Source organism: Providencia sp. PROV024, from assembly GCF_032709665.1.
GTDB lineage: Bacteria > Pseudomonadota > Gammaproteobacteria > Enterobacterales > Enterobacteriaceae > Providencia > Providencia huashanensis.
In genome coordinates, this window is sequence record NZ_CP120545.1 from 3833152 (window position 1) to 3849278 (window position 16127).

19 protein-coding genes are annotated in these 16127 nt (G+C 38.4%); all 19 read left to right on the forward strand.

Going from position 1 to position 16127, the window contains the following annotated elements; translation table 11 throughout:
* The first annotated feature begins 99 nt into the window (after positions 1-99).
* The gene (locus P3L56_RS17680) at positions 100-342 is read left to right on the forward strand and encodes a YhdT family protein (RefSeq protein WP_042846269.1); all 243 of its coding nucleotides are present in this window, start codon (positions 100-102) and stop codon (positions 340-342) included.
* Positions 332-1786, forward strand: coding sequence for a sodium/pantothenate symporter (gene panF / locus P3L56_RS17685; protein WP_042846270.1), 1455 nt, complete (start codon positions 332-334; stop codon positions 1784-1786). Before P3L56_RS17680 ends, panF begins: the two co-directional genes overlap by 11 nt.
* 21 nt (positions 1787-1807) lie before the next feature.
* Positions 1808-2692 carry a 50S ribosomal protein L11 methyltransferase gene (gene prmA / locus P3L56_RS17690; RefSeq protein WP_042846272.1) on the forward strand — a complete coding sequence of 295 codons (885 nt, stop codon included), beginning with the start codon at positions 1808-1810 and terminating at the stop codon, positions 2690-2692.
* 317 nt (positions 2693-3009) lie between these two features.
* Positions 3010-3993, forward strand: a complete 984-nt coding sequence (gene dusB / locus P3L56_RS17695; RefSeq protein ID WP_004908195.1) for a tRNA dihydrouridine synthase DusB — start codon at positions 3010-3012, stop codon at positions 3991-3993.
* A gap of 7 nt (positions 3994-4000) precedes the next feature.
* Positions 4001-4297 carry a DNA-binding transcriptional regulator Fis gene (gene fis, locus P3L56_RS17700; RefSeq protein ID WP_004258438.1) on the forward strand — a complete coding sequence of 99 codons (297 nt, stop codon included), beginning with the start codon at positions 4001-4003 and terminating at the stop codon, positions 4295-4297.
* Positions 4298-5782: 1485 nt separating this feature from the next.
* Positions 5783-6121 carry a helix-turn-helix domain-containing protein gene (locus tag P3L56_RS17705; protein ID WP_042846274.1) on the forward strand — a complete coding sequence of 113 codons (339 nt, stop codon included), beginning with the start codon at positions 5783-5785 and terminating at the stop codon, positions 6119-6121.
* Between the two features lie 90 nt (positions 6122-6211).
* The gene (locus tag P3L56_RS17710) at positions 6212-6733 is read left to right on the forward strand and encodes a fimbrial protein (protein ID WP_042846276.1); all 522 of its coding nucleotides are present in this window, start codon (positions 6212-6214) and stop codon (positions 6731-6733) included.
* 65 nt (positions 6734-6798) lie between these two features.
* Positions 6799-7326 (forward strand): fimbrial protein, encoded by a 528-nt coding sequence (locus tag P3L56_RS17715; RefSeq protein WP_155405707.1) that lies wholly within the window; start codon positions 6799-6801, stop codon positions 7324-7326.
* A gap of 70 nt (positions 7327-7396) precedes the next feature.
* Positions 7397-9964 (forward strand): outer membrane usher protein, encoded by a 2568-nt coding sequence (locus P3L56_RS17720; protein ID WP_198860920.1) that lies wholly within the window; start codon positions 7397-7399, stop codon positions 9962-9964.
* A 181-nt stretch (positions 9965-10145) separates the two neighbouring features.
* Positions 10146-10931, forward strand: coding sequence for a fimbria/pilus periplasmic chaperone (locus P3L56_RS17725; protein ID WP_198860921.1), 786 nt, complete (start codon positions 10146-10148; stop codon positions 10929-10931).
* 50 nt (positions 10932-10981) lie between these two features.
* Positions 10982-11593 carry a fimbrial protein gene (locus tag P3L56_RS17730; RefSeq protein ID WP_129466439.1) on the forward strand — a complete coding sequence of 204 codons (612 nt, stop codon included), beginning with the start codon at positions 10982-10984 and terminating at the stop codon, positions 11591-11593.
* A gap of 16 nt (positions 11594-11609) precedes the next feature.
* Entirely contained in the window at positions 11610-11768 is a 159-nt protein-coding gene (locus tag P3L56_RS17735; RefSeq protein ID WP_247605635.1) for a hypothetical protein, read from the forward strand.
* 10 nt (positions 11769-11778) lie between these two features.
* Positions 11779-12135 (forward strand): fimbrial protein, encoded by a 357-nt coding sequence (locus P3L56_RS17740; protein WP_272670726.1) that lies wholly within the window; start codon positions 11779-11781, stop codon positions 12133-12135.
* Between the two features lie 9 nt (positions 12136-12144).
* Positions 12145-12645, forward strand: a complete 501-nt coding sequence (locus P3L56_RS17745) for a fimbrial protein (RefSeq protein WP_129466440.1) — start codon at positions 12145-12147, stop codon at positions 12643-12645.
* A gap of 10 nt (positions 12646-12655) precedes the next feature.
* The gene (locus tag P3L56_RS17750; RefSeq protein WP_042846282.1) at positions 12656-13153 is read left to right on the forward strand and encodes a fimbrial protein; all 498 of its coding nucleotides are present in this window, start codon (positions 12656-12658) and stop codon (positions 13151-13153) included.
* 8 nt (positions 13154-13161) lie between these two features.
* A complete protein-coding gene (locus tag P3L56_RS17755; RefSeq protein WP_042846284.1) occupies positions 13162-13680 on the forward strand; it encodes a fimbrial protein in 519 nt (172 codons plus the stop codon).
* Between the two features lie 19 nt (positions 13681-13699).
* A complete protein-coding gene (locus P3L56_RS17760) occupies positions 13700-14230 on the forward strand; it encodes a fimbrial protein (RefSeq protein ID WP_129466441.1) in 531 nt (176 codons plus the stop codon).
* A 34-nt stretch (positions 14231-14264) separates the two neighbouring features.
* Positions 14265-15254: a hypothetical protein gene (locus P3L56_RS17765; RefSeq protein WP_181468764.1), complete on the forward strand. Its 990-nt coding sequence runs from the start codon at positions 14265-14267 to the stop codon at positions 15252-15254.
* A gap of 381 nt (positions 15255-15635) precedes the next feature.
* On the forward strand, positions 15636-16127 hold the full coding sequence (locus P3L56_RS17770; protein ID WP_129466443.1) for a nucleoside deaminase: 492 nt from the start codon (positions 15636-15638) through the stop codon (positions 16125-16127).

Genomic DNA, 16127 nt, shown 5'->3' on the forward strand with positions numbered 1-16127 from the left:
TCACTGCCTTTAATCGCTTTTCTCTGAATTTTTCACACTCCACTCCCAGATTATCGTACAATCCCCGATTATTTTTGTGAGAATGAGGAGGAATAACGGATGGACAAACGTTTTCTTCAATCAAATAAAGAGGCCCGTTGGTCACTCTATTTAACGATAGCCTATATGATAGGCTGGGTTATTTGTGCATACCTTCCTAGCAATACGATGGGAGTTACTGGGTTACCATTATGGTTTGAATGGTCATGCCTAATTTTGCCCGTCATCTTTATTCTACTGTGTATTATGATGGTTAAGCTCATATTCAAAGATATCTCTCTGGAGGAGAATGATGCAGATTGAAGTTCTCCTACCATTAATCGGTTACCTTGCCCTCGTCTTTCTGTTATCAATTTATGCCTATAAAAAGCGGAAAACAGGCGAATTTCTGAATGAGTATTTCTTAGGTAATCGTTCCATGGGCGGTTTCGTCCTTGCAATGACAATTACCGCAACCTATATCAGTGCGAGTTCATTTATTGGAGGCCCTGGAGCCGCCTATAAATATGGTCTAGGTTGGGTACTTTTAGCGATGATCCAGCTACCGGCAATCTGGCTTTCCCTTGGCGTACTGGGTAAGAAATTTGCTATTTTAGCGCGCCGCTATAATGCAGTGACCCTTAACGATATGCTCTACGCTCGCTATCAAAGCCGCTTCTTAGTTTGGTTTGCAAGTGTTAGCCTACTCATTGCTTTTTTTGGCGCCATGACAGTGCAATTTATTGGCGGCGCAAGGCTATTAGAAACGGCAGCTGGTATCCCATATACCTATGGTTTGATAATTTTTGGGGTATCTATCGCCCTCTATACAGCTATTGGTGGCTTCAGAGCCAGCGTATTGAATGATGCATTGCAAGGGCTAGTCATGCTTATCGGGACAGTGATCCTACTTGTTGCCATCATTTACCATGCTGGTGGGCTCCCTACAGCCATCGAAAAAATGCATGCCATTGACCCTAAATTAGTGTCGCCCGAAGGGGCTGACGATATTCTGAGTGGGCCTTTCTTAGCTTCTTTTTGGGTTCTAGTCTGTTTTGGCGTGATTGGTTTACCCCACACCGCGGTGCGTTGTATTTCATACAAGGACAGCAAAGCTGTTCACCGAGGAATTATTTTAGGCACTATCGTGATGGCAATATTGATGTTTGGTATGCACTTTGCGGGTGCATTAGGGCGCGCAATTTTGCCTGATCTGACCATCCCTGACCAAGTGATACCAACATTGATGGTACAAGTCCTTCCTCCATTTGCCGCTGGGATTTTCTTAGCAGCACCGATGGCAGCAATTATGTCGACTATTAATGCTCAGCTCTTGCAGTCCTCAGCCACTATCGTAAAAGATATTTACCTCAATGCAGTGCCCACGCAAATTAAAAATGAGAAAAAACTGGCTCGGATCTCTAGCTGTTCTAGTTTGATCTTAGGGGCTTTGCTTTTGATCGCTGCGTGGAACCCACCTCAAATGATTATTTGGCTGAATTTATTAGCGTTTGGTGGTCTTGAAGCGGTTTTCTTGTGGCCATTAGTTCTTGGGCTATATTGGGAAAAAGCCAATGGTACAGGGGCAATTTGCGGTATGGTTGTCGGTGGCGTATGTTATGCCATTTTTGCTTCCTTTAAGATAGAACTTATGGGCTTTCACGCTATCGTTCCATCGCTAATTTTCAGCCTCATAGCCTTCTTGATAGGTAACTTTTTTGGCAAAAATCCAGTACAATTGCCCACAATTAAGACATCAACAAATTAGATTTTAACATAAGAGATAAATATGCCTTGGATACAGATCCGCATCAACTCAACAGGTCCACAAGCAGAAGCTCTTGGCGATGAACTCATCGAAACTGGGGCGGTATCCGTCACTTTTCAAGATAGCCATGATACCCCTGTTTTTGAGCCCCTACCTGGAGAAACTCGTCTTTGGGGTGATACTGACGTCATTGGTTTATATGATGCAGAAACCGACATGAAATGGGTGGTTTCTCAATTGGAAAATAGCCCTCTTCTTGGAACTGGGTTCATTCATAAAATCGAACAATTAGAAGATAAAGACTGGGAAAGAGAATGGATGGATAACTTCCACCCAATGCGCTTTGGTGAGCGTTTATGGATCTGCCCAAGTTGGCGCGATGTTCCGGACCCAACTGCCGTTAATGTCATGTTAGACCCAGGCTTAGCCTTCGGAACAGGGACCCACCCAACAACATCACTGTGTCTTCAATGGTTAGATAGCCTTGATCTCGAAGGGAAAACGGTAATCGACTTCGGATGCGGTTCGGGCATTTTGGCGATCGCAGCATTGAAACTAGGTGCCGCTCATGCCATTGGTATCGATATCGACCCTCAAGCTATTACTGCAAGTCGCGATAATGCGCAACGTAACGGCGTTTCCGAGCGTTTATCTCTCTACTTATCGAAAGACCAACCGGAAGCGCTACAAGCTGATGTCGTAGTTGCTAACATCCTTGCTGGCCCTCTACGTGAATTAGCCCCAATGATAAGCGTATTGCCTCGTGCAGGTGGTTTACTGGGTCTTTCTGGGGTATTAGCCACTCAAGCAGAAGGGGTTGCTGATGCTTATCGACCCATGTTTGAAATTGACCCTGTGGCTGAAAAAGATGAGTGGTGCCGTATTACCGGTGTCAAGCACTTTTGATGGCTTTTTTTATCAAAATTAGGGAATAATTCCTTTGAAAATAACGCCAGAATAGATTATCTTATAGCTCAAATATTGCTCAATAGCTGGTGATAATCTGTTCTGCACGAGATTTGAACAACGCAACAGTTATTTTAATAAATCGTTATCGAGTACGCTTAACTATTTGTTAAATATAACTAATTTTTTAGTTGCTAGAATGCAAGATAAAAAAATTAGTGATAAATAACCGTTTGCTCAAAGTTTGTCCTTTCATATCTCGTAAAAAATGCGTAATATACGCGCCCTTGCAGTCACAGTATGGCCCCCATTTAGTTATGCGAATCGGACAATATCAGTTGAGAAACTGTCTTATTGCTGCCCCAATGGCTGGCATTACAGATAAACCTTTTAGGTCACTCTGTTATGACATGGGCGCAGGTATGACGGTATCAGAAATGCTTTCTTCTAACCCTCAGGTTTGGAAGACAGACAAGTCTAGGCTCAGAATGGTTCATCGTGATGAACTTGGGGTACGTTCCGTTCAAATAGCTGGCAATGATCCCGATGAGATGGCTGCTGCTGCTCAAATTAATGTTGAGAGTGGCGCTCAAATTATCGATATCAATATGGGCTGTCCAGCTAAAAAAGTGAATCGTAAGCTTGCAGGTTCTGCACTGCTACGTTATCCAGAAATCGTTAAGTCGATTCTAGAAGGTGTCGTAAAAGCAGTGGATGTACCTGTTACTCTTAAGATCCGCACAGGTTGGTCACCTGAAGAGCGAAACTGCATAGAAATTGCCAAATTGGCCGAAGATTGCGGCATTCAAGCACTCACCATTCACGGCAGAACTAGAGCCTGTCTGTTTAATGGGGAAGCTGAATATGACAATATTCGGGCAGTTAAGCAGACTGTTACCATTCCGGTTATTGCCAATGGCGACATTACTGACCCGCTAAAAGCCAGGGCTGTTTTGGACTACACAGGGGCTGATGCCTTGATGGTAGGACGAGCGGCTCAGGGAAGACCATGGATCTTCCGGGAAATCCAGCATTATCTGGACACAGGTGAAATATTGCCACCGATGCCAATGGCAGAGGTACAACGCATTATGCTAGCGCATGTACAGGAATTGCACGACTTTTATGGTCAAGGCAAAGGAGCCCGTATAGCGCGCAAACATGTTTCTTGGTACTTAAAGGAACATGCACCTGATGACCAGTTTCGGCGCTCATTCAACACCATTGAGGATGCCAGCGAACAGCTGGAGGTGTTGGAAGCATTTTTTGAAAATTTTTGCGTAAATAAAGATAAGAGCTGACAGAACTATGTTCGAACAACGCGTAAATTCTGACGTACTAACCGTTGCTACTGTAAATTCACAAGATCAAGTAACTCAAAAACCGTTACGTGATTCAGTCAAGCAAGCACTGAAGAACTATTTTGCTCAATTAAATAATCAAGATGTTAACGATTTATATGAGCTGGTATTGGCTGAGGTAGAACAGCCTTTGTTGGACATGGTTATGCAATATACCCGTGGAAACCAGACCCGTGCAGCCCTGATGATGGGTATCAACCGCGGTACTCTGCGTAAGAAACTGAAAAAATACGGCATGAACTAATCCTAGTCGGTTAATGCAGTGTTTTTACAGGCACCTTCTATATTTTAGAAGGTGCCTTTTTGTTTAAATGACTGGGCACCAGAAACGCCACAGTACTGCGACGCATGCGGCTAGTATATTTTACTCTTCTATTGCAGGTATTTAGTATTTCTCATTAAATACACAAAATGTACTGCTCTAGACTAACCTAGCTTTACTCCCTACCAGTTAAATTACCATTCCCCCCAATGCCCTTTCAATCCCTAAAAGTCCCTATAAACTTATACTTCACTCACCTATTTTATTAGATAACCTATTTTATTCCCTGTTAACCCTAGGTTGATTTAACTTAAATATAATAAATTTAAATAGCCTCAATAAATCACATCATCTAAAATATAATAATAAATACTATATTCAGTAAATAAAATTCACAGTGCGCTTACCATCACAGCAAACACATCAAAAAATTTAATTATTAATAATAAGCTATTAAAACAGAAGGAAATTTAATATTTAAAGTACTCAGTCATTATTAATAGTTTGCTAAAACACAAAAAATATTAATCACTCACTGAGTTTAAAAAATTATTATTTCACCACTCTTCAAATAGTAAATAAAACTATAGCCCAACCTAATAACCCTTGTTCAACTTACATAAGTCTACGCTGATTAAAAATCACATAACTGACTAACACCCTTCCATTTGACTTTATATAATAAATTCTGAACTCATTGTTATACAAGAATTTAAATTATTTTATTAGTAAAGATAGCATTTATTACAGTACCTACTTTTCATAATAGGTCAATGTCATTTCCTGATGTATATACAGATTTATATACCTTAAAAAGAATTAGTTGAACAAGAAAAAACAATGAACAACTTATTGAGGAAAAACTGAATGAAAATTATTACCATAGCGGTTTACTCATAGGATATTTGGTGATGTTAAGTACCTATGCGTTTATTATTATCTGATAATTATGTTAGTTAATATTTATTTTTCACTCACAATGAGAGTTTTCTTTACTTAAACTAAACCCCATGATATTTAAGTATTTTTCACTATATATACCACGTTTTGATTACTCATATTATGTGTTTTCTTTGCTTTTTACGCACTTAAACGTTACAAATAAAGATAAAGTATGAAAAAATGTTAATATCGAGTTAATATTCTGTTTTTATCTTTAGAATTGCTTTTTTGTATCGTCATTGATTTATCAATTTTTGATAAATTAAAAAACACACATCTCGCAGAAAATCACAACACATTGATTTATATATAATTATAAAAACTGTAAAAAGTGTAAATTTATGGTTATTCATTAAAAACTTCAAATTAGTGAGTTTGCTTTTAAATTTCTCACTCTTTATAATTGTAGGAAATCAAGGCAACGATGAATATTATTAGCTTTCTCTTTAATTAAAGAACTAATATTAATAATAAGTTACTAATTTATTAATTTAAATTAGTAGTTTTCTTTTGGAAAATAGTTGTATGAACTTACAAGAACATAAAGATGCTCCAAGTGAGAATTCTGCCAATTGTTTTTCTTCTTATTGTGGAGTTGTAATAAAAAGAATAAGAAAAGAAACTGGTATTACTGGAGCTCAATTAGCAACAAAATTAAATATTTCACAACAGCAAATGTCTCGCTATGAAAGAGGTGTCAATAAGCTAACAGTCGATATGTTATTTAATATCTCAGTAGCTTTAAACATCTCATTTGAAAGTTTAATCAAGAACATTATTATTGAAATAAACAAATCAAATTATGATGACGTGGTAACTTTAAGAAAAAGCATCACGGCATCTGATACCATCTACTTTTATTAAGTAACTTTATTAAGTTTAATAATTAAAGTGGCTTTAAACATTTTCAAACAAAAACACATCAAATATTTATTATGATTCTCTGAGGAATATATGAATAAAGTTATTTTTGCAGTTTTAGTATCGAGTGCAATGAGCGCTTCTGTATTAGCCGCTGATATGGGGCACGGTAAAGTTACATTTAAAGGAGCTATTATTACAGCACCTTGTTCAATATCGCCTAATTCTATCGATCAAACTATTGAGTTAGGACAAATTGCAGATTCAACATTAATGGGCGGAGGTAGATCAACCCCACGTACATTTGATGTTTCATTAGAAAACTGCAAATCCGAAAACTTAAAAAGTGGAGTCCAATTGACTTTCAGTGGTGCAGCTGCAGCATTTGATACAACAAATAAGACATTAGGACTTGTCGGTACAGCTTCCGGAGCAGGTGTTCAAATTACTAACCCAGCTGGCCAAGTAATCACACTGGGCAAACCCTCTCCATTCCAAATAATCCAAAATGGCAGCAACACTCTACGTTTTGCCGCATATTTGATTGGTGATGGTGATAAAGCAAAAACAGGTGAATTTAGCTCTATAGCTGACTTTACACTGAACTACGAGTAAACGAATAAATGGCCTGATGAGATAAGGATATCGCTCAGGCTTTTAAAATTCGGTGAGAGGTACGCATGATAAATAAAATGAGAATTATCAAAGGTACATTTGGATTGCATTGTATCGTCTTGGCCTTTTCAGCGAATGCTGGAGCGAGCATCAAAATGCAAGGCTCTATTATTGAAACAGCTTGTTCTATTGATGTTGGAAGCCGAAATCAAACTATTGATATGGGAAGTTTACCTTTAGCCGCCATTCATAGAGATGGCCAAGGACCTGCTCGTACTTTTCATATTCGTTTAGTTAATTGTGTTTTAGCTCGGCAAAACCCCGCTAAGCCAAATTGGCAATACTTTCAAGTCACCTTTGACGGCTCACAATCGCAAGGGTTATTTCAAGTAGATGGCCAGGCGAGCGGTGTTGGACTACAGATTCAACGCGAAGACGGTGAAATTGCCATCCCAGGAAAAAGTTTATCGCACCAAACACTTTCAATTGGTGAACGCGACCTGTCATACAATTTACGGTTAGTAGCAAATAAAAATGCGTTGATAGCAGGGCAATACTCTAGCCACATACGTTTTAAATTAGATTACGAATAGACCGCATAAGTCGTTGTTCATTTCGGTTATTAAATAAACATCATAGATAAAAATAAGAGAAGGTGGGGCAATGACCTCGGATTTCATTCGCACCCCGTTACTTGGGTGGTTTCATCCAAGTGTAGTGGGGCTATGTATTACACTGGTAGTAAGCTTTGCTGGGCAGGCGAAAGAGATTGAGTTTAATACCGATATTTTGGATGTAAACGACCGAGCTAACATTGACTTGAGCCAGTTTTCAAAATCCGGTTATTTAATGCCAGGTGAATATAGTTTTGCTATTTATGTGAATAAGCAGACGTTACCAGAACAACCTATTTATTACTACACCTCGCCTATAGATGAAGGTGATAGTTTAGTGTGCTTAACGCCAAGTATTGTCGAACAATTTGGTCTGAAACCCGAGGTGATGAGCAAACTGTCATGGTGGCATGAAGGAGAATGTTTGTCACTTGATAGCTTAAAGGGAACCGATGTTAAAGCTGATTTAGCTAGTTCAACATTATATATCAATATGCCGCAAGCATATTTGGAATATACCGCTGAAAATTGGGACCCTCCTGCACGTTGGGAAGATGGCGTATCAGGGATGGTCTTTGATTATAACGTCAATACACAAGTATCACAGCAAACACGCGGTGGCGAGCAAACTAATTACAACACCAGTGGAAATGGCGTAGTTGGAGTAAACCTAGGCGCATGGCGTGCTCGTGCTGATTGGCAAATGCGATTAGATAAACAACAAAGCCAAAGCGTAACACATTCGTTAGATTGGTCTCGTTATTATATTTACCGAGCCATTAAATCTTTGGGTGCAAAATTAACCTTAGGTGAAGATTATCTGGTGTCAGATATTTTCGATAGCTTCCGATTTACGGGAATGAGTTTAATTACCGATATTAATATGCTCCCTCCTAATTTAAGAGGGTATGCTCCTGAAATTACTGGGGTTGCCACTAGTAACGCGACAGTAATAGTGAGCCAGCAAGGCCGTATTATTTATCAAACACAAGTTGCGGCTGGTCCCTTTCGTATTCAGGACTTAAATGATGCCATGTCAGGTGAATTAAATGTTGAAGTTAAAGAACAAGATGGCTCAATCCAAACTTTCACAATAAATACAGCTACGGTCCCTTACCTAACTCGTCCGGGGCAATTACGTTACAAGTTAGCAGTAGGACGTCCTACTGATTGGCAACACCATGTAAATGGTGAAACTTTTGCGAGCGGTGAGTTTTCTTGGGGAGTCAACAACGGTTGGTCATTATTTGGTGGCGCAATTGGCGCTGAAAATTATGCTTCTGCAGCACTCGGTATCGGACGTGATTTAATGATGTTTGGAGCATTATCGTTCGATATTACACATGCACGCTCTAATTTAAAAGGAATGACTGATGTTGGAAATAAAACCTATAAAGGCAACTCATACCGTCTAAGTTATTCAAAACACTTTGATGCTTATAACAGCCAAGTAACCTTTGCAGGTTATCGTTTCGCGGAAAAAGGTTTTATGAGTATGTCAGAGTACTTAAATGCGCAAATGAGTGGGGTTCAGCAATATAGCAGCAAAGAAATGTATACCGTTTCATATAACCAACAATTTCCGAGTGTCGGATTAAGTGCATATCTTAATTATTATCACCAAACCTATTGGGATCAGCCAGATAATGACCGCTATAGCCTATCTATAGCCAAGTATTTTGACATGGATAAGCTAAAAAATTTAAGCATTAACCTGACGGCGTATCGTAATAGTTATCAAAATACGAACGATGATGGGGTATATGTCTCTTTATCAGTGCCATGGGGAAATTCTGGTTCTCTCAATATGAATAGTAGTTGGAATAAAAATGATAACACTCAAAGGATCGGGTATTACGACCGTTTGGATGAGCGCAGTAATTACCAACTAAGCACAGGGATTTCTCGTACTGGTGCTTTAGTCAGTGGTTTTTATTCTCATCAAGGTGATATTGCATCATTAAATGCAAATGCTACTTATCAACAAAACCGCTACCGCTCTGCTGGACTGTCTTTACAAGGTGGGATCACCGCAATACGAGACGGTGTTGTATTCCACAGAAATAACCAAATGGGGGGAACACGTATTTTTGTCGATACTGATGGCATAGCTGGCATTCCCTTACGAGGGTACGGTGCAACAGTTGACTCTAATCGTTTTGGGCAAGCAATCTTAACTGATGTGAATAGCTATTACCGTAATCAAGTGAGCGTAGACTTAAATGCCCTACCCAATGATGCACAAGTAACACAATCGGTTAAACAAGGAACATTAACGGAAGGTGCTATAGGTTATCGTCAATTTGAAGTCGTTGCTGGTGCAAGTGCCATGGCCATATTACGGCTCGCTGATAACAGTTACCCACCGTTTGGTGCTTTGGTATTTAATCGACGAGGCCAACAGATAGGAATGATTGGTGATGAAGGAAGCGCCTATTTAACTGGATTAAACCCAAATGATATTTTGCAGATACGTTGGGATGAGAGAACTCAATGTGAAGTGACATTACCGGAAACTTTACCAACAGGAGAAGCATTGTTTTCTAGCTGGTTATTACCGTGTCTCTCTGCTGGTAATAAAAACTCAATCAACACAACCTTCGAGGAAATGAATTGAGTAAATACCAATACAATTACAGGCACTTTTTTCATCAAATATGAAATTGTCAATTCAAGACAGCCTACTTTTCTAGTAAATCAATGCGAATGAATAATTTTATTCGTTCGATATTTATGAATGCAGCGTAAATAAAAGACACTGCTTTTACAGAATGAGAAAATAAATAATGAAATTATTAATGACAAATAAATTATGCCATAAATTATTTGGCTCGGTATTACCCTATTCTTCTATTTGGTTATTAGGAAGCATACTCAGCATAATTGGAGTATCTCCAGTTCAAGCTGCAATAGCACTAGATAGAACACGGGCTATTATTACAGAAAATGATAAATCAATTAGCCTAAACATCAGTAACGAAAATAAACAACTGCCTTATTTAGCGCAAGGGTGGATTGAAAATGAAAAAGGGGAAAAGATCAGCGAACCATTTACAGTTCTTCCCCCAGTTCAGCGACTAGAGCCTAGCGCTAAGAGTCAGGTGAAAATACAATCACTTCCTGGCACAGCTGTGTTACCACAAGACAGAGAGTCGGTGTTTTACTTTAACTTGCGTGAGATCCCACCTAAAAGTGATAAGCCAAACACGTTACAACTCGCATTACAAACACGAATTAAATTGTTCTATCGCCCGAAAACGATTATTCCGACACGTGAACAAATGAACACCCCGTGGCAAGAAAAGCTGACATTAACGCGCAAAGATAACCAATATACAGTGACCAACCCAACGCCTTACTACGTCACTATAGTAGATGCAGCACCGAGCACAGAAGGTAAAACCGTTGATGGCTTTGAACCTATTATGATTGCCCCCAAAAGTAGTCAAACGATAAGTGGAGCAGCTGATGCATTGGGTAACAAGCCAGTTTTAACTTATATCAATGATTACGGCGGGCGCCCGGTACTATCTTTCCAGTGTCAATCTCAGCGTTGTTATGTCGTCCCTTCACAAAAACCTTAAAACGAGACGATATCAATCGCAATTACTGTGTTTGAGTAGGAGAAATCACCATGAATATAGTACTGGAATTAGAACGATATCGTCATGCGTTAGGAGGGATGCTGCTAGTGTTACTAGCCACTACTGTTAACGCCACGGAATTGGACAAAGTGGATAATTGGGATGTAGATGGGGCAAATGGCACTCTATATGTTCACGGAGCTTTAACTGAAAGTGCTTGCCGATTAGCGATGACTTCTGCAAATCAAACAATCGACCTAGGTACAATCGGGACGGGGCAACTTCAGCAAGTCGGGCAATCAGGCCCCCCCATAGCTGTCGTGTTACGTTTGGAAGATTGTTTAAGTGGGGAAAGCCGTAATCGAAACCAATTGGGTGACTTACTTTGGAGCCCCGATATGCCTGCAATGAAAATCCGTTTTTTAGCACCAGCTGATAAACAAAATCCATCTTTAGCGGCAGTTATTGGAGCAAAAGGAATAGCATTAGAATTCAGTGATGCAACTCACTCTCCCATTGCATTAGGGCAGTATAGCTTGCCTCATTTAGTATCACCTGGGCAAAATCAGTTAACGTATTACGTGACTCCAGTGAGAACAACCATGGGGTTAAATGCAGGCGCCTACTCCGCCTTAATTCGATTTCAATTGAATTATGATTAACAGAAAGGCAATGCACATGTCATTAAAAAACAAACAAGAATTCCGCCTTGCCATATTCAAAGGGATGATGGTAATTGGAATATTGTCAGGAGTACTTAATCAAACACAGGCAGATACTGCAAATTTAAATTTAAAACTAACAATTATTACACCCCCCCCAGTGCACCATCAGTAATGGTGATGAAATAACGGTTTCATTTGGGCAAGTTCAACAGGGGTTAATAGATGGCGTCAGCTATAAACGTACTCCAATTGACTATAGGTTAGCGTGTACTAGTGTTGCAACAAATGCTTTGAAAATGTCACTTTCTTGGAGTGCGGTGACTTTCAATGGGTTATCAGCTATTCAAACCAATCGTACTAATTTAGGAATAGCAATATACCAAGATGCAACTCGATTAAGTAATGGAGACAGCCTAAATTTCAACCTACTTGGCGCTCATCCCGCATTGTATGCCGTACCAGTCAAACCGACAGGCACTATGTTATCAGACGCGGGGGCATTTTCTGGTGCCATGACCATGACCTTAAATTATCAATAGGATGAAAAAATGAGGGCAAAAATCCACAGCTGGTTATACATGTTTATCACATTCAATATAGTGTCATTTCCAGCATCAGCCGCGTTTACGGTGAATTTTAATGGTACGTTAGTTGTCACACCGCCAGAATGTACAGTTAATGGAGGTTCAACAACCGATGTACAATTTGGCGATGTACATGAAACATTGATTAATAATAGCAGTTATAAACGCACGCCAATTATGTATGCATTAAATTGCACACAGGTATACAACAACGCGCTAAAAATGACCTTAACGTGGAATGCCATCACGTTAAATGGCCAAAATGTAGTGCGCACTAATCGAAGTAATTTAGGAATAGCTATTTATCAAGATAATACTCGCTTGAATAATGGAACATCATTGAACTTCACCTATGGTGGGAGCATGCCCGCATTGTATGCCGTCCCAGTAAAACCAACAGGAACAGTACTCACTGACGGTGGTGAATTTAATGGTGTATTAACGATGGTTGTTGATTACCGCTGAGGAAATCTTTATGAAATTAAATCGGTGCTTAAAGTCAATTTTAACTTTCGTTATTCTGATTAATTCTGGTATGGCATTCGGTATCGGAGCTAATTTATCCGGAAACCTAATAGTAACACCTCCAGAATGTATTTTAAATAATGGACAACAGCAGGCTGTGCATTTTAACGATATTTTATTAACGCGTATCGATGGAATTAACTACCAGCAGACATTGGTATTTAAATTGACATGCACACAGTTGGCGAAGAATGCAATTAAACTTACGATTCAAGGTGATGTAACTAGTTTTAATAGCAATGGAGCGCTCAAAACTAGTCACTCTAAACTGGGTATAGCATTTTATCTAAATGATGTACGCCAAGCAATTAATGAGACTATAAACGTGAATTATACTGCATTACCTACAATTAAAGTGGCCCCCATAAAAAATCTAACTGCGAGCTACAGTAATACGGATGGAGGTGCATTTACTGCGTTAGCAACCCTGAAAGTAGATTATCAATGAGGGACATAATGGGAACATTATTACAAAAAATTTGCTTCTTACGTAACGGGCTAGGAGTAATACTCCTCACTATTGTCTCATGGAACTCACAAGCTAATTGGCTATTTGATGGGACATTGATTATTCCGCCAGTCTGTCAGTTAGGACATGAAGACCCGATCAGAGTTTCTTTTGGGAAGGTGGGAGTGCGAAAAGTTGATGGGCATTTATTTAAGCAAAATATTCCTTATCAACTTAATTGCCAAGGAGATTTAAATCAACCTTGGGATATCACTTTATCTTTTAATGCGACTTTAGCAGGTTCAGGATTTGATAATGCAACATTGCGTACATCTAGCTTACTGAATGTAAACAAGCTAGGCATCCAAATACAAAAAGATGGTGTACCGCTGGAGTTAAATAAGGCATTTGCTATTGATACAGGGCATTTACCAGTACTATCTGCAGTTCCGATTAAGCGAACTGGCGTTGATTTAGTGGGAGATGATTTTACAGCACAAGGTACATTAGCGATTGCATTTCAATAAATACACCATGGACTAAGAGATGAAAATACAACTAGGCCGCTGGCTTCCTTGGGTAATATTAAGTATATCATTCCCAACATTTGCAGATGACGTACTTTTTGATGGCACGCTGGTAGAGGATGCCTGCGAAGTATACCCAGGGGATGAAAATATTGAACTCGATTTTGGGACTGTAATTGATGAATATCTATATCTCAATACACGTACGAATAGTCAGCCTTTTACTATTCGCTTAATTAATTGTGATTTGGTATTAGGAAAAGAAGTTCAAGTTACCTTTACAGGTAATGAAAGCACAACTTTACCTGGATTATTAGCTTTAAATAATGTAAGTCACGCAAAAGGTATTGCTGTGGGATTAGAATCAGCTAATGGTACGCCAATAAAACTGAACAAAATGAAAGGTCACATTCAAGGATTGCATTCTGGTAATGGTAATAATTTGAATTTTAAAGCATATATTCAAGGTGAGCCTAAAGCACTACAAGAAAAAAATATTATTCTGGGTGATTTCGTAGCTACAACTACTTTTACACTAGAATATGAATAAAATTTTTTTATAAAGATAAATATGGAAAGCAATAATGAATAGACTATTATTTCTGTTTTTTTTATTTTCAGGGCAATGCTTATCGGAAGAACTTACCGAATTGCCTGCAGGCAGTTCATTTATTTACCCTAAACAAATATCAACAAAATGGCTTCATTACACACTTTCAAATTGTATTGGCCCAAGCAATCCACATGCAAACTGTAGAGATAATAATGATATTGTTTTAGATGGTGAAATTGAAATAACGATACGCCTTACTCAGGGTACTTTAAACCAAGCTATTAATAATAGAATTAATGCGACAAATAATTCAACCACTATTTCTCGTCAAGGTAAATTTGACTGGGTAGGAGGTGGATATGGTCTGAGGATTGAATGGACTGAAACAGTACCGGGTTTAATCTGTACACCAAATGATAATGCTAGTTATCAAAAATGTCTAAGTCGATATTTGGGAAATACGTATACTGTGAAACATAACTTTATGACTTCACAAGGTGCAGCTGTGTGGAAACATTTAAGTAAATATCCGCTATGCAATAGAGGCATTCTCTTTCAAAACCAGTTATCTACAACAGGTGTTTCTGATATTTATTCGACAGATTTTGAATCAACATGCACAAAAGGAGGGCCAAATGATATAACTCCTCCAGAATTAGAAGATTCTGCAGTGTGTAGCTTAAATAGTCAAAACTTAAATTTAAATTACTCATCAACAAACTTTAATGTTACTGGCCTCACTCAAAATGTAAATTTAATGATTTCGTGTACCTCGGGTAGTGCAAAAAATTACAAACTTAAGTTGACGGGAAGTAATGTAACAAACGGTCGTCTTAATTTTGGTAATGGAGTTTCTGCCCAAGTATCATTGAATGGTACACAAGTTCAAGCTAATGGAATGGGGATCCAATTAGATAACTTAACGAGTAAATCGATTCCAGTAAGTGCGACTCTAATGGGATCTGCTTCGTCTGCTGGAGTCAGCAATGCAACGGGGGTTTTAATATTGGAGGCTCTATAAATAAAAAGTTTTTGAATTCATGTAACTTTAAAAAATAACAGTTAGTCTTAATCTTTTTTCAATAATAGGTGAGCATAAAACATTAATTAATGTGTAAACACCCCAATCACCTTAGACTAAATGATTTTTATTAATAATCTCATGAGCTATTGTGCTAATAAGATTAGCTTATTAGCATAAACTACTGATTCATCAATGGCTTTTAATATATCAAAAGTTTAAATCAGTATTTGTCTATAAAGGAGCCATCAAAAATGGACAATTAAATTATTATAATTTCATTAAGATAATTTAAAATCAAGAAACGACAAATATAAATAGCATTAACATGTTAATATGTAAATAGAATGAAATAAACTAGCTCGATAAAGGAATATAAATATGGTCATTAATTCGAAAAAAGAAGTTCATCAGCACGAATTGGATATTCAATTTATGACGAGAACTTTAGCTGTTGCAACTGATGCTGCTAAAAAAGGCAATGAACCTTTTGGGGCAATATTAGTGAAAGCTAACCAAATTGTGATGATAGGAGAAAACCATATTCATACCGAGAGCGACCCCACCTATCATGCAGAAATAGGTCTTATACGAAAGTTTTGTTCAGAGCATAAAATTACAGACTTGTCAGAGTATACTCTTTATACTAGCTGTGAACCTTGCTGCATGTGTTCGGGAGCAATGGTTTGGAGCCAATTAGGACGAATGGTTTATAGCCTTTCACATGATGAATTAGCTGAAATTGCGGGCTTTAATATCATGCTCGGCAGTGATGAAATATTCGCAAAAAGCCCATTTAAGCCCACTGTAGTTAAAGGTATTTTAAAAGAACACGCGACTACGATTTATAAACAATATTTTAAACGAAGCTAA

What these genes read in the sequence shown, in the direction of transcription:
- P3L56_RS17680 (WP_042846269.1), top strand. Translation starts at nt 100, where the DNA reads ATGGACAAACGTTTTCTTCAATCAAATAAAGAGGCCCGTTGGTCACTC.
- panF (WP_042846270.1), top strand. Translation starts at nt 332, where the DNA reads ATGCAGATTGAAGTTCTCCTACCATTAATCGGTTACCTTGCCCTCGTC.
- prmA (WP_042846272.1), top strand. Translation starts at nt 1,808, where the DNA reads ATGCCTTGGATACAGATCCGCATCAACTCAACAGGTCCACAAGCAGAA.
- dusB (WP_004908195.1), top strand. Translation starts at nt 3,010, where the DNA reads ATGCGAATCGGACAATATCAGTTGAGAAACTGTCTTATTGCTGCCCCA.
- fis (WP_004258438.1), top strand. Translation starts at nt 4,001, where the DNA reads ATGTTCGAACAACGCGTAAATTCTGACGTACTAACCGTTGCTACTGTA.
- P3L56_RS17705 (WP_042846274.1), top strand. Translation starts at nt 5,783, where the DNA reads ATGAACTTACAAGAACATAAAGATGCTCCAAGTGAGAATTCTGCCAAT.
- P3L56_RS17710 (WP_042846276.1), top strand. Translation starts at nt 6,212, where the DNA reads ATGAATAAAGTTATTTTTGCAGTTTTAGTATCGAGTGCAATGAGCGCT.
- P3L56_RS17715 (WP_155405707.1), top strand. Translation starts at nt 6,799, where the DNA reads ATGATAAATAAAATGAGAATTATCAAAGGTACATTTGGATTGCATTGT.
- P3L56_RS17720 (WP_198860920.1), top strand. Translation starts at nt 7,397, where the DNA reads ATGACCTCGGATTTCATTCGCACCCCGTTACTTGGGTGGTTTCATCCA.
- P3L56_RS17725 (WP_198860921.1), top strand. Translation starts at nt 10,146, where the DNA reads ATGACAAATAAATTATGCCATAAATTATTTGGCTCGGTATTACCCTAT.
- P3L56_RS17730 (WP_129466439.1), top strand. Translation starts at nt 10,982, where the DNA reads ATGAATATAGTACTGGAATTAGAACGATATCGTCATGCGTTAGGAGGG.
- P3L56_RS17735 (WP_247605635.1), top strand. Translation starts at nt 11,610, where the DNA reads ATGTCATTAAAAAACAAACAAGAATTCCGCCTTGCCATATTCAAAGGG.
- P3L56_RS17745 (WP_129466440.1), top strand. Translation starts at nt 12,145, where the DNA reads ATGAGGGCAAAAATCCACAGCTGGTTATACATGTTTATCACATTCAAT.
- P3L56_RS17750 (WP_042846282.1), top strand. Translation starts at nt 12,656, where the DNA reads ATGAAATTAAATCGGTGCTTAAAGTCAATTTTAACTTTCGTTATTCTG.
- P3L56_RS17755 (WP_042846284.1), top strand. Translation starts at nt 13,162, where the DNA reads ATGGGAACATTATTACAAAAAATTTGCTTCTTACGTAACGGGCTAGGA.
- P3L56_RS17760 (WP_129466441.1), top strand. Translation starts at nt 13,700, where the DNA reads ATGAAAATACAACTAGGCCGCTGGCTTCCTTGGGTAATATTAAGTATA.
- P3L56_RS17765 (WP_181468764.1), top strand. Translation starts at nt 14,265, where the DNA reads ATGAATAGACTATTATTTCTGTTTTTTTTATTTTCAGGGCAATGCTTA.
- P3L56_RS17770 (WP_129466443.1), top strand. Translation starts at nt 15,636, where the DNA reads ATGGTCATTAATTCGAAAAAAGAAGTTCATCAGCACGAATTGGATATT.